We start from the raw sequence: 12,654 nt of genomic DNA, 5'->3' as shown, positions 1-12,654 counted from the left end.
TGTGAGGCAGTGATCCGTTATCAGCGGGGAGTCTTCGGAAGAACGGCGGCAATCGCCCAGTAGAACCGACGGGATCGGCCCGAGACAGCCGAACACAAGCGGTCGCGCAGGCTCGCGGCCTCGAACGTAACGGTTCGGGGTGCGGCGGCCGACGCGATAAGCGAGGTGGTACCGCGGTGCGGGACGCATATCGACGCCCGTCATCGTCCTCGTAGGCAGGAACGGCAGACATGGCTGTTCCGGGCGGAACACGGTTGGTTCCGGCCACGAGACGATTGACGATCGGGTTCGCGGCCCGGCGTGACCTCCGTGGATCGGGCCGATGAACGTCGGCGCCCGGCGACGGCCATCGATGACGCTCCTGTAGGACCAGTGCACAGTACAAACAGGAGATTTACGGTGAGCGAAAACGTATATCCCAAGGCGAACGAGGGCGGCGAGACCGCGCACGTCGCGCCGAACCCCAGCTTCCCCGACATGGAGGAGACCGTTCTCGACTACTGGGACAAGGACGACACCTTCCAGAAGTCCATCGAACGCAACCCCTCCGGCGACCATAGCCAGAACGAATTCGTGTTCTTCGACGGTCCGCCCTTCGCGAACGGCCTGCCGCACTACGGCCACCTGCTGACCGGTTACGCCAAGGACGTGATTCCGCGCTATCAGACCATGAAGGGCCGCAAGGTCAACCGCGTGTTCGGTTGGGATACCCACGGCCTGCCCGCCGAACTGGAGGCGCAGAAGGAACTCGGCATCGACTCGGTCGACCAGATCGAGAAGATGGGCATCGACAAGTTCAACGACGCCTGCCGCGCCTCCGTGCTGAAATACACCAACGAATGGCAGAACTACGTGCACCGTCAGGCGCGATGGGTGGACTTCGAGCACGGCTACAAGACCCTGAACATTCCATACATGGAATCCGTGATGTGGGCCTTCAAGCAGCTTTACGACAAGGGTTTGGCCTACCAGGGGTACCGTGTGCTGCCGTACTGCCCGAAGGACCGCACGCCGCTGAGTGCGCACGAGCTGCGCATGGACGCCGACGTGTACCAGGACCGCCAGGACACCACCGTATCCGTGGCCGTCAAGATGCGCGATGAGGACGACGCCTACGCCGTCTTCTGGACCACCACCCCGTGGACCGTGCCCACCAACTTCGCCATCGTGGTCGGCGCCGACATCGACTACGTCGAAGTGCGCCCGACCGAAGGCAGGTTCGCGGGCAAGAAGTTCTATCTCGGCAAGGACCTGCTGCCGCATTACGAGAAGGAACTCGGCGAGAACTACGAGGTCGTGCGCGAGCTCAAGGGCAACGAGCTGGCAGGCCGACGCTACTACCCGGTCTTCCCGTACTTCTCGGGCGATGAGGCCGAATCCGAAGGCCATGTGCCCGGCCCGAACGGCTACACAATCTTCACCGCCGACTACGTCGACACCGTCGAAGGCACCGGTCTGGTCCATCAGGCCCCCTACGGCGAGGACGATATGAACACGTTGAACGCGCACGGCATCACGAGCACCGACGTGCTCGATGAGGGTTGCCGCTTCACCTCGCAATGCCCCGATTACGAAGGCGATTTCGTGTTCGACGCCAACCTGCCGATCCTGCGCAACCTGCGCGCCGGCGACGGACCGCTCGCCTCCATCCCGGAGGAACGCCGCGCGATCCTCTTCCAGGAGAAAAGCTACGTGCACTCCTACCCGCACTGCTGGCGTTGCGCCACCCCGTTGATCTACAAGCCGGTGTCCTCCTGGTTCGTGTCCGTGACCAAGATCAAGCCGCGTCTGCTGGAACTCAACCAGCAGATCAACTGGATTCCGGGCAACGTCCAGGACGGCCAGTTCGGCAAGTGGCTCGCCAACGCCCGCGACTGGTCCATCTCCCGCAACCGTTTCTGGGGCTCCCCGATTCCGGTGTGGGTCAGCGACGATCCGAAGCATCCGCGTGTGGACGTCTACGGTTCGCTCGAAGAGCTCAAGGCCGACTTCGGCGATTACCCGCGCGACAAGGACGGCAACATCAACATGCACCGTCCGTGGATCGACAACCTGGTTCGCGTCAACCCGGACGACCCGACCGGCAAGTCGCACATGCGCCGCATCAGCGACGTGCTGGACTGCTGGTTCGAGTCCGGTTCGATGTCGTTCGCGCAGTTCCATTACCCGTTCGAGAACAAGGAGAAGTTCGAGCAGCACTTCCCGGCCGACTACATCGTGGAGTACATCGGCCAGACCCGAGGCTGGTTCTACCTGCTGCACGTGATGGCGACCGCCCTGTTCGACCGGCCGGCGTTCAAGAACGTGATCTGCCACGGCATCGTGCTCGGCTCCGATGGCCAGAAGATGTCCAAGCACCTGCGTAACTACCCGGACGTGAACGGCGTGTTCGACAAGTACGGTTCCGACGCCATGCGCTGGTTCCTCATGTCTTCGCCGATCCTGCGAGGCGGCAACCTGATCGTCACCGCGGACGGCATCCGCGACACCGTGCGCCAGGTCATGCTGCCGGTGTGGAGCTCCTACTACTTCTTCACCCTGTACGCCAATGCGGCCAACGGCGGCGCCGGATTCGACGCCCGCCAGCTGCGCGCGGACGAGGTCGCCGGCCTGCCGGAGATGGACCGCTACCTGCTGGCCCGCACCCGTCGCCTGGTATTGGCGACCGAGAAGGCGCTGAACGAGTTCGCCATCTCCGACGCCTGCGATGCGGTCTCCGACTTCATCGACGTGCTCACCAACTGGTATATCCGCAATACCCGCGACCGCTTCTGGAACGAAGATGCCACCGCGTTCAACACGCTGTATACCGTGCTGGAGGCGTTCATGCGCGTGCTCGCGCCGCTCGCCCCGATGGAGGCCGAGTCCGTGTGGCGCGGCCTGACCGGCGGTGAATCCGTGCATCTGGCCGAATGGCCGTTCGTGGTGGACGAGAAAACCGGCGCCGATACCGAGCTTGGCCGCGTGCTGGTCGACGATCCGGCCTTGGTGGATGCGATGGAGAAGGTGCGCGAAGTCGTTTCCGGCACGCTGTCGCTGCGCAAGGCCGCCAAGATCCGCGTGCGCCAGCCCCTTTCCAAGCTCACCGTGGTGGCCGGGAACGTGGAGGCCGTCAAAGCCTACGACGAGCTGCTGAAGGCCGAGCTCAACATCAAGAACATCGAGTTCTCGACGCTGCAGGATGCCGCCGCCCACGGTCTGAAGATCGTGCACGAGCTGAAGGTGAACGCCCGCGCCGCCGGCCCGCGCCTCGGCAAGCAGGTTCAGTTCGCCATCAAGGCGTCCAAGTCCGGCGACTGGCATGTCGATGCGACGTCCGGCGCCCCCGTGGTGTCGACGCCGTCCGGCGATCTCGAGTTGGTCGAAGGCGAGTATGAGCTGATCAACCGTGTGGAGGAGGAGAACGCCACGGAGGCCGCCTCCTCGGTGTCCACCGCCCTGCCGACCGGTGGTTTCGCGATTCTCGACACGGCGCTTGACGCCGATCTGCTCGCCGAAGGCTACGCCCGCGACACCATCCGCGCCATTCAGGACGCCCGCAAGGACGCCGGTCTGGACATCGCCGATCGCATCGCCCTGGTGCTGACCGTGCCGGCCGCCAATGTGGCCGATGTCGAGCAGTTCCGCGATCTGATCGCCCATGAGACGCTGGCCTCCTCCTTCGAGGTGAAGGAAGGCGCCGAGCTGGGTGTGGAGGTTGCCAAGGCGTGATGCCATGGCGTACTGACCGCGCCTGATGCGTGATGCACTGGCGCGTGGAATGCACGAAGTGGTCCTGCCGTTTAGCGGCGGGACCACTTTTCTGTTCCGTGGTATGCTATGAGGGTTGCGTCAGGTATTCGTTCAACTGTTCAATGCGGTCGGCATACAGATTTTGGACATGGCGTTTCTTCGCTCTCACATGAATGAAGATGCATTGTCGTCATTCGTTATTCCGGTTATCACGCAAATCCATCTCCGTTTTTAACTTCGTGTTTGGGGTTGGACATGATGTAATGTCGGGACTTACAGGGGCTTGCTTTCTGGTGTTCGTACAAAGACGAATAATTCACTGAGCATTTCAAGTGCTCAACACATGCAAACGGCTTTATTACTGGTTCATATGTTTGTTACTCACTATCCGCAATATGCGTTTTGAATTCACGTCAAAGATAGATTCGCGCCATTTGGGTCATCTACCATCGCTCGATGGGAAGGCGGAGACAAGCCGCGTTTTCCAGTGTGAATGAATAGATAGAAATTCTTTATGAAGAGGATGGTTATGACGAATACACTGCGCAAGGGTGTCGCCGGATTATTGGTGGCGTTGTTGGGAATCACGATGTCAGCTTGCGGTACGTCTTCTGCACAAAGTGAGTCCGATACGAAGGTCGGTTCAAATCTTGAGGAAATCACCAAGCTTGCTAAGCAAGAGGGTAAGTTGGAGTTGATTGGTTATCCGGAAACGTGGGCTGGTTATGGCGATTCGTTCAAGGCGTTCACCAAGAAGTATGGCATCAAGATTCACGTTTCTAGCCCGGATGCTTCCAGCGCGGAAGAAATCCAAAGCATACAGACCCTCAAAGGACAGCCTTCTCAGCCCGATGTTCCCGATTTGGGTTATTCGTTCACTGATCCGGCTAAGCAGAAGAACTTGCTGAGTTCTTATACGCCGTCGGTGGCCAATGAATTGCCTGCCAATCTCAAAGATCCAGATGGAAAATGGGTTGGCGCATACTATGGCGTGTTGAGCATTGGCGTGGACGAAAGCAAAGTACCTGCAGTAACCAGTTGGAAAGATCTGCTCAAGCCTGTGTACAAGGGTAAGATCTATATAGGAAATCCTCGAGAGGGGGCCAGCCAGCTCGCTGCAGTCGCATCGGCTGCGCTTGCGAATGGGGGTTCGTTGGACAACATCCAGCCGGGTATTGATTTCTTCTCTAAACTCGCTAAGGATGGATATCTTGCCAAGGCTAGTGGCACGGCGCAGGCTTTGACTACCGGACAAGCTGCTGTGGTGCTCGATTGGAATTATAATTTCAACGGCATCCGTGACGAAGTTGAGAAGGCCGGCGTCAAGCTTACGGTCAATGTGCCGACGGATGGTGTATTTGGCAATTACTATGCTCAATCCGCGTTGGTGGATGCCCCGCATCCAAACGCCGCAAGGTTGTGGCTTGAATGGTTGCTGAGTGATGATGGTGCCAATATTTATGCTGAGCATGGCGCTATCCCGGCGAGATTCCAAGAGATGAAGAAAGCCGGTACCCTGACCAAGGAAGCTGAAGCCGGATTGCCTGATGCCGACACGCTTAAGCGGATCAGCTTCCCGAACATCGAGCAAGGTAACAAGATGTCGCAGTTGGTGGTCAAGAACTGGGGCAGTCAAGTCGCTAACTTCGAATAAGGCATCATGAGATGCAGAGTGGAGTGGCGTAATTATCATGATGAACGTTACCGGGGATGCCTCCTCTAAGCGGCAACGGGCTAAGCAAGGCGTGTCGCGTACGAAGCTCATTGGATGGCTAGGGCTGCTGCCGTTCGCAGTATTCATGACCTTGTTTCTGGTCATCCCAGTGCTGTTTAATTTCTGGCGAAGTCTACATGATAGTTCCGGAGCATGGTCGTTGCAGCCGTTGCGAGGCATTTTTGCTCCTGAATACCTTAATGCCTACGTGAACACCATTAAATTATCTTTGGTCACTGCTTTATTGGGTGGCCTGCTGGGTCTACTGCTGGCATGGGCGCTCTGCACGGCTACCAAGCCACGATGGCTGGCCAAGATTATGCTCTCATTTTCAGCTGTAGCCTCCCAACTAGGTGGCGTCCCGCTGGCCTTCGCCTTTATCGCATTGATGGGTACCGAGGGAGTGCTGACTGTGGCTATTCGGAATGTCAGCGGTGTCGATATCTCGAAGTTCCTTGATTTGTCCTCCTTCTGGGGATTGACCGTGGTTTATTTATACTTTCAGATTCCTTTGATGGCTGTACTCATTATGCCGCCTATCTTAGGTTTAAAGAAAGAGTGGTCGGAATCCTCCGCTGCATTGGGTGCCAGTGCCTTGCAGACGCTGATGCGTGTGACCATTCCAGTTCTGACACCCGCGATAATTGGCACTATGTTGCTTCTGTTTGCCAATGCCTTTGCTGCCTATGCTACTGCCTATGCACTCAGCGGAGGGTCGGCGAATCTTATTGCCATTATGGTGGGCGTCTTCCTGACAGGCAACGTATTTGTGGATGAGAATTTTGGTGCTGCGCTCATTGTCGGAATGATTGCCATCATCCTCGTGGCCTTTATCATGCGTTCTGTGCTTGAAAGGAGAACTGCGAAATGGCTGCAGTGACTACTGATTCGAAGGCCGTCTCGTCAGTAAAGTCGGAATCGCGGATTGGTGCCGAGACGAACCACGATTCCGCTAGTGGTGCCAAATGTTTTGCGGGAAATGCGTTTTCCGACGTTCGACGGAACCATCCGAGGTATGTGGGGCAGACAATAGTATTAAGCGTTTGCGCGGTGTTTTTCCTGTTACCTCTTCTCGCTTCGCTTTGGTTCGGAATCCATTTGCCCGGCACCTTCATCACTTTTGATCCGTTGATGGAGATTGTTCACATGCCTGGTATTGGTGAGTCGATTGCTCTCAGCATTGGACTGGCCTTAATGACGTGTCTGCTTTCTTTGGTGCTTATGTTGCCAACTTTGTTAATTTTACATTTAAAAGCACCGCAGATGTTGCCTGTGGCGGAGGGCTTCTCCGTGTTGCCATACGTAGTGCCTGCCATTGCCTTAGTCAGTGCTGTGGGGCCTTTGTATCGCATCATCCTGCCTCAGGCGTTAAATAGTCCACTGGGCTTAGTTCCTCTCTATATGGTGGTGATAATGCCATTCGTGTACCGTTCCCTTGATGCGGGCATTCGGGTTGTTGATGTGCGCACGCTTTGGGATGCGAGTTCATCATTGGGGGCAGGTGCGGTTACCACGTTGGTGCGTGCCATCCTGCCTAACCTTCGCAGTGCCATCATGTCGGCATCGTTGTTGGGATGCGCAATTGTTTTAGGTGAATTTGCTATTGCTCAGCTTTTGCTCAAGACTACATTTCCTGTGATTCTTTCGCAGGTTGGTACTGCGCATCCGCACTCGGCTGCAGCGTTGGCCTTCATCACGATTATGGTCACATGGATACTGCTTGGACTGCTGTCAATGGTTGGAGGAACTGGCAAACATAAAACCGCACAATACAGTAGTAAGGAAAACAAATGACGACAGTTGCTGTGAGTTCTTTACCACAGGGGACATCCGTCACGTTGCGTAATGTGACTAAATCCTTCGGGACTACGAAGGTGCTCAATGGACTTGACCTCAATATTCATTCCGGTGAGTTAGTCGCATTGCTGGGACCTTCGGGTTGCGGCAAGAGTACATTGCTGCGCATAATCGCTGGTTTTGAAGCCGCAGATCAGGGTTCAGTGTTACTGGATGATGTTGATGTGAGCGGTGTGCCGACAAATCGTCGTGACATCGGACTGGTGTTTCAAGCCTACTCGCTGTTCCCCCATTTGAACGCGGTCGAAAACGTCATGTATGGGCTCAGCATACGACATGTGGCCAAGACAGAGGCGAAAAGCAGCGCCGTTGAGCTACTGGCTAGTGTGGGGTTGGCTGATTACGCAGATCGTTATCCAGCGCAGCTATCAGGCGGTCAGCAACAGCGCGTGGCGTTGGCTCGTGCTTTGGCCACTAAACCGCGAGTTTTATTGCTCGACGAGCCCTTGTCGGCTCTTGATGCCAAGGTGCGTGTGCAGTTGCGGGACGAAATCCGTGCTTTGCAATTAGAAACTCATACCACGACCATAATGGTTACGCATGATCAAGAGGAAGCTCTTGTGATGGCCGACCGGATTGCTGTTATGTACAACGGACGCTTCGAACAAGTTGGAACGCCTGCAGAAATCTATCATTCGCCTGCCACTGCGTTTGTAGCAGGGTTTGTCGGATCTATGAATGTGCTGCCTGGCGTGTTGTCGACCGATGGAACGGCACAGACGATTGGTTGTCGCGTGCCTGTACACGCAGCAGCCGGTGCGGCGACGTTGAACCCCGGTCCTGTTGATGTGTTCGTCAGGCCGGAGGAGCTGCGTTTGCAAATTGCCAATGATGACCTCAATGATCACGATGCTGTATTGGGAACGGTTACATCAACTGTATTGCGTGGCGCATTCACCAGTGTAATGGTTGCCATGGGTGACGGATTGCATCTTCGTGTAGATTTGCCGTCGAAGGACGCACAGCTGTTCACTCCGGGATGCTCGGTAATGGTGAGGATTGCCGACGAGCCTATGTTATGCACAGCGCGAAGAGTCGAGTGTGTTGCTTAATTCCGCCTCTACCGATAAAAATCGTCACAACGAATTACGGAATCCGCGGGATTCTGCGAAAGGACTTTCTATGCAACAAAAACTTCTCCTTATTGGTGTGGACGGAGTACGCCTTGACATTGTGCGTAAAGAAAATCACGCACCGAATATTAATCGGATTCTCAATAATGGATCTTCGGCTGAAATGACAATGGAAGTGCCTACTATATCAGGGCCGGGATGGTCATCGATACTTACGGGCACCACTCATGCTCAGCATGGGGTGCAGGACAACACCTTCCGTGGAAATCGTTTATACGAGTGCCCCGATTTTCTGACACGTGCGGCTGTTGCTCATCCGATGATGAAAACGGTTGCCGCTTCAAGTTGGCCCCCATTGGTGGATCCTGCAGGTCCTGGTCCGGTTATTGCAACACGCAACGATCAGATTATCTCTTGTCATCACCGTTTGGTGGTACGCGATGGTGAGACGTATGGGTACCGTCTTGCCGACAGTGAAATTGCACGGTTTGCGGTGATATCAATATGTAATGATCCCGCCGATGTCTCCTTCATCTATCTTGGTGAGGTGGATGAGGCTGGTCATTTGTATGGTGGTATTAGCGAGGAATACGAATCCGCGCTATCCCGTGTGGATGAGCATGTCGGTGAAATACTTGATGCAGTCGAACGTCGTTCGTCCAATTATCCGGACGAGGATTGGTTGGTGTGCGTTACGACTGATCATGGACATCTTGACGAAGGTGGGCACGGCGGTGCCGATCCGGTACTACGGCGTTCCTTCTTTGGCGCATTGCGATTAGGAGCTCGCTCAAGTGATCAGTACTCGTTTGAGTCCATGCGTCCTGAACAGATTGCCGGATGGATGTTGCGACACCTTGACACACCGATTCGGTGAAAGACGGTATCGGTGACCTTATAGCGGCTGGACTTCCAGCCGCTATATTTGTTACGGTGTGTCTTGAGAAACGGGCCACTGTCTCTGTACTTCGCCTTACGATAAAGATGACCTAACTTATTCACGGGCACTACCGTCGCCCCACAGAAGTTGGCTGATGTCGTCCACGCGGCGCGTGGAGACGCCGGCCATGTACATCTCCATGAGCGCCTCCTCGACGCTTTCCTCACGTCGCCGGCAGCGCTCGATCACCTGGCTGCGGAACACCTCGCCCTTCAGCTTCGGGACCCGAAGGTTCAGCTTGCCGGCCTTGGCGGTCAGGTGGCGGTCGTAGTGGCCGGCGCGGAAGGCCTTCCTGTCGCCGCTTCTCTCGTATCTGGCGGCGTTGGCGATTTCGTCGACCTCCGCGTCAAGCATCAGGTCGATGGTTTGCTCGACCTTCTTGCGCACCATCCGGTCGAGCCTGGACTCGAACATGGCCTGATCGAACTGTATGATTTCCTTGGGCATGGTTCCCGGCCTCTTTCCATTCGCGGTTTTCATGTGTAAGCGACTGAAAATCGTACCAAAGCCGGGCCATGTCCTTTTCATCGGAACTCACAACCGAATCTGCGCAAGAAGACGGGCGTTATCAAGGTCGGCGCCTGGGTCTTTTTTCTACGGACCTCCGCCACCTCCCGCATCAACGCGTTCTCCAACTCCAGCTCCTCGACCCTGCGACGCAAAGCCTCCGCGTCATCATCATCGGCTGCGGACGGCCGGCGACGGGAGTCAGCGGGCTTATTGCCCTGCGCGGCGTTCCCGTTTTGGGGCCGCAACGCGGCCATGCCGCCCTTGCGGTACGCCCTGACCCAGCCATGCACCGCGCCGACGCCCGCGCCGAGCCGTTCGGCGGCCTGTTTCTGCTGTATGCCGCCCAGCACCGGTTCGATCGCCTTCAGCCGTGTCTCCAGGGGGATGATGGGTTTGGCCATATGGCCAGCATACCGGGGATCCTTTGCCAGCCGGCGTTCCGGGCACTGCCTGGTCGGATAACCCAGGTGCTCCACCACCTGGGCCGTGGTCATCGGCGTGGTGAAATACAGGCCCACCGCACGCTCTCGTTCCTCAAGACTGAACATACGAAAAACCTTTCGCTCAGTCTCCAAGAAAACGTTCGCAGCCCCTTATCCCGCATTCGGCCTAACTTCTATTGAACAGACACACTTGCGATCGCATACTTGGCCATGACCTCCGTCTTGGTCATGCCGTTCTCGACGTGGTCGCGCGCGGCGGCGACCTTCGTCTCCCAGTCGTAGCGTCTGCCGCCGTTGCCTCCCATGACCGCCTCCTCGCCACCGGACCTGTACGTATGATCCATTTTTCCGCGGTCCGTCTGGGCATGGCAAGCCGTCTGGCGAGCGTGTCCCCGCCGGCTCCGGCCTTGATGGGTTCCAGCGCCTCGCGCCGGAACCCATCGTCGTAGTGTTTCCTTCAATCCTCACGCATACGAAAGAACCGCACCTCCGATTATCGAATCTGAATTTCCTCAATCCAACAATCGGGGTGCGGTTCATTTTTTACCTACCACCTTCTTATATCAATCTTCAAGTGGAGAGGGAATCACTTCTTGACGGAAGAGGTCTCCGGCCACAGGGATTCATAAGGATGTCCGGTCAGTTCCTCGCAGACCAGACGCGCCTCATCGGACACATCCTTCTTATCTCCGCCATTTTCAAGACGCTCGATTTCGCTCTTCAGTACGGCGTGCGTATCGGCATCGAGGTAGATGTGCCTGGAGAGCCACAGAGCATACGCAATCAGCATCACGGTGCCCAAGAAGAAGATGAGCGTGATACTGAAACGTACCTGAGCTGGGGTGGTCTCGTAGTTCTTCATAGTCGCGGAGTTATAGCCTGTGAACTCCAGTAGAATGCCGGCGATCCAAGTGGCGATTGCTCCAGTGGACTTACGGAAGAAGGTCATCACGGATGCGTACAGACCGGCACGGTCGCCACGCGTCATGATGTAATCAACATCCGGCATGAACGGGAACAGGTTCCAAGGGGTGAATTCCAGCAGGGCTCGACCGCACTGGTAGACTAGCGAAGCGATGATGAAAATCCAGAACGGGTTGTGAATATTCAGCAGGTAGACCGCGATGTAGACTACCATTGCCGCGATGATGCTAATATAGCTCAGACGGAAAATGAACCTCGGGCCCTTCACCACCATGAGCTTCGTTGCGACGATGGTCACCGGAATACCGACGATGGATAGAGCTTGGAGCGTCCAAGGCCAGCTTTCTCCGGCACCGGTAATGCAGCACACAATGAAAGTCGGTAGCAAGGTGGAAAACAAATCTTTGCCGGTGAAGGACAACAGGTACACCGCAAGATGGGTGCGGAATGCCTTGTTATGGAAGGTCTCTGCGTATTCGTGAATGGAATTCTTGATGAAGTCGCTGATCTTCACCTTAGGCTGGTTTGTATGTTCCTCAATGAACTCGTCGGTAATTGGGCGTTCCCAGGTGCCGAAGGTGGAGATGGCGATGGCGATGACGAACAGGATGGTCCAAGCGATGCCTGCGACGAGGTATGCGTTGGGGTTGTTCGCCTGCTTAAGCACAGCAAGGATAATGAACACGATTGCAGTTCCGGTTGAGGAAATGACCATACGAGAACCGGACAGCACGGTACGTTCCTTGTAATCGCGAGTCATTTCCGTAGGCAGGCACTCCCACGGGACGATCAGCATGGCGATGATGATCTCCATCGCGACATAGACCGCAAGGTAGTACAGCCAGCTAGTGGACGAAATCCAGAATAGCGGGAACACACAGGTGAAGAGGATAAGACCTGTCACCAGGAAGAAATGACGGCGTCCGAACTTCTGTCCGAGCTTGGTCGTGTAGAAATTATCGGTGATGAGGCCAAGGAAAAGATTCCAGATGCAGTCCACGATACGGCCTGCTGCTGCGATGCTGCCAGCGATGACGGGATTGAAACCCTGAGCCAGTGTCAGGTAGGCGAAGATAACGCCGGAGACGATATTGTTCCAGCCGCCGCCCATCAAGTCGAGCATGCCGTAGTAAATTCCGCGTTTAATGTTAATTGGATGTGCCTTGTAAGGCCAATGTAAGGCGTTCGTTGCCATGTTTTTGTCTTTCTTTGTGTTGCACTACCGTTTTTCTCGTCATCTTTGTGAGTTTTAAACGGCTGTGCGGAAAAGGTAACAACCACAATGTATATAAGGATGTGAACGCGTGAAAAGAATTGCCTTTTTTTGCAATGAAGGGGGTGCGGATGTTTTTTTGGACGGTCAGGCGGCCAGTCCAAGACTTCTGCGGTATTGCACGGGGCTCATCCAGTCCAGTGACTTCTTGATCCTGGTTTCATTGTAGTGGGTCAGGTAGGCGGCCA

The 12,654-nt window shown here is 55.9% G+C and carries 9 protein-coding genes and 2 pseudogenes; 6 read left to right on the top strand and 5 right to left on the bottom strand.

The genetic code is table 11. From position 1 onward, the window contains the following. Positions 1–399: 399 nt before the first annotated feature. The 6 genes from ileS to FYJ31_RS06135 all read left to right on the top strand — a co-directional run bounded on the left by ileS (position 400) and on the right by FYJ31_RS06135 (position 9,253). Positions 400–3,711 carry a mupirocin-resistant isoleucine--tRNA ligase gene (gene ileS / locus FYJ31_RS06160; protein WP_326831189.1) on the top strand — a complete coding sequence of 1,104 codons (3,312 nt, stop codon included), beginning with the start codon at positions 400–402 and terminating at the stop codon, positions 3,709–3,711. A 550-nt stretch (positions 3,712–4,261) separates the two neighbouring features. After that, the gene (locus tag FYJ31_RS06155; protein ID WP_060621587.1) at positions 4,262–5,386 is read left to right on the top strand and encodes an ABC transporter substrate-binding protein; all 1,125 of its coding nucleotides are present in this window, start codon (positions 4,262–4,264) and stop codon (positions 5,384–5,386) included. A gap of 37 nt (positions 5,387–5,423) precedes the next feature. Beyond that, positions 5,424–6,326, top strand: coding sequence for an ABC transporter permease (locus tag FYJ31_RS06150; protein WP_071478148.1), 903 nt, complete (start codon positions 5,424–5,426; stop codon positions 6,324–6,326). Then, the gene (locus FYJ31_RS06145; RefSeq protein ID WP_012577053.1) at positions 6,314–7,240 is read left to right on the top strand and encodes an ABC transporter permease; all 927 of its coding nucleotides are present in this window, start codon (positions 6,314–6,316) and stop codon (positions 7,238–7,240) included. The genes FYJ31_RS06150 and FYJ31_RS06145 overlap by 13 nt, the downstream gene beginning before the upstream one ends. Next, positions 7,237–8,355: an ABC transporter ATP-binding protein gene (locus tag FYJ31_RS06140; protein ID WP_012577054.1), complete on the top strand. Its 1,119-nt coding sequence runs from the start codon at positions 7,237–7,239 to the stop codon at positions 8,353–8,355. Before FYJ31_RS06145 ends, FYJ31_RS06140 begins: the two co-directional genes overlap by 4 nt. Positions 8,356–8,425: 70 nt before the next feature. Next, positions 8,426–9,253: an alkaline phosphatase family protein gene (locus FYJ31_RS06135; protein WP_154536279.1), complete on the top strand. Its 828-nt coding sequence runs from the start codon at positions 8,426–8,428 to the stop codon at positions 9,251–9,253. A gap of 135 nt (positions 9,254–9,388) precedes the next feature. Here FYJ31_RS06135 and FYJ31_RS06130 read toward each other — a convergent pair. From FYJ31_RS06130 to FYJ31_RS06110, 5 genes and pseudogenes are all read right to left on the bottom strand, one after another. After that, a pseudogene (locus tag FYJ31_RS06130) lies at positions 9,389–9,763 on the bottom strand (transposase); the annotation flags it as partial. 77 nt (positions 9,764–9,840) lie between these two features. Beyond that, positions 9,841–10,374 (bottom strand): helix-turn-helix domain-containing protein, encoded by a 534-nt coding sequence (locus FYJ31_RS06125; RefSeq protein WP_229773876.1) that lies wholly within the window; start codon positions 10,372–10,374, stop codon positions 9,841–9,843. Positions 10,375–10,460: 86 nt separating this feature from the next. Beyond that, positions 10,461–10,690: pseudogene (locus FYJ31_RS06120) on the bottom strand (IS3 family transposase); the annotation flags it as partial. A 165-nt stretch (positions 10,691–10,855) separates the two neighbouring features. Next, positions 10,856–12,316, bottom strand: coding sequence for an MFS transporter (locus FYJ31_RS06115; RefSeq protein WP_014484664.1), 1,461 nt, complete (start codon positions 12,314–12,316; stop codon positions 10,856–10,858). A gap of 237 nt (positions 12,317–12,553) precedes the next feature. Further along, on the bottom strand, positions 12,554–12,654 hold a 101-nt coding region (locus FYJ31_RS06110; RefSeq protein ID WP_143247652.1), incomplete at its 5' end, for an IS3 family transposase.

Source organism: Bifidobacterium sp. WCA-178-WT-4B (assembly GCF_009696495.1).
GTDB lineage: Bacteria > Actinomycetota > Actinomycetes > Actinomycetales > Bifidobacteriaceae > Bifidobacterium > Bifidobacterium infantis.
This window is presented reverse-complemented; position numbering and strand designations above follow the sequence as displayed.

Bases quoted from the DNA above. Each gene is read 5' to 3' on its own strand.
- FYJ31_RS06155 (WP_060621587.1), top strand. From the start codon at position 4,262: ATGACGAATACACTGCGCAAGGGTGTCGCCGGATTATTGGTGGCGTTG.
- FYJ31_RS06150 (WP_071478148.1), top strand. From the start codon at position 5,424: ATGATGAACGTTACCGGGGATGCCTCCTCTAAGCGGCAACGGGCTAAG.
- FYJ31_RS06145 (WP_012577053.1), top strand. From the start codon at position 6,314: ATGGCTGCAGTGACTACTGATTCGAAGGCCGTCTCGTCAGTAAAGTCG.
- FYJ31_RS06140 (WP_012577054.1), top strand. From the start codon at position 7,237: ATGACGACAGTTGCTGTGAGTTCTTTACCACAGGGGACATCCGTCACG.
- FYJ31_RS06135 (WP_154536279.1), top strand. From the start codon at position 8,426: ATGCAACAAAAACTTCTCCTTATTGGTGTGGACGGAGTACGCCTTGAC.
- FYJ31_RS06125 (WP_229773876.1), bottom strand. From the start codon at position 10,374: ATGTTCAGTCTTGAGGAACGAGAGCGTGCGGTGGGCCTGTATTTCACC.
- FYJ31_RS06115 (WP_014484664.1), bottom strand. From the start codon at position 12,316: ATGCTCGACTTGATGGGCGGCGGCTGGAACAATATCGTCTCCGGCGTT.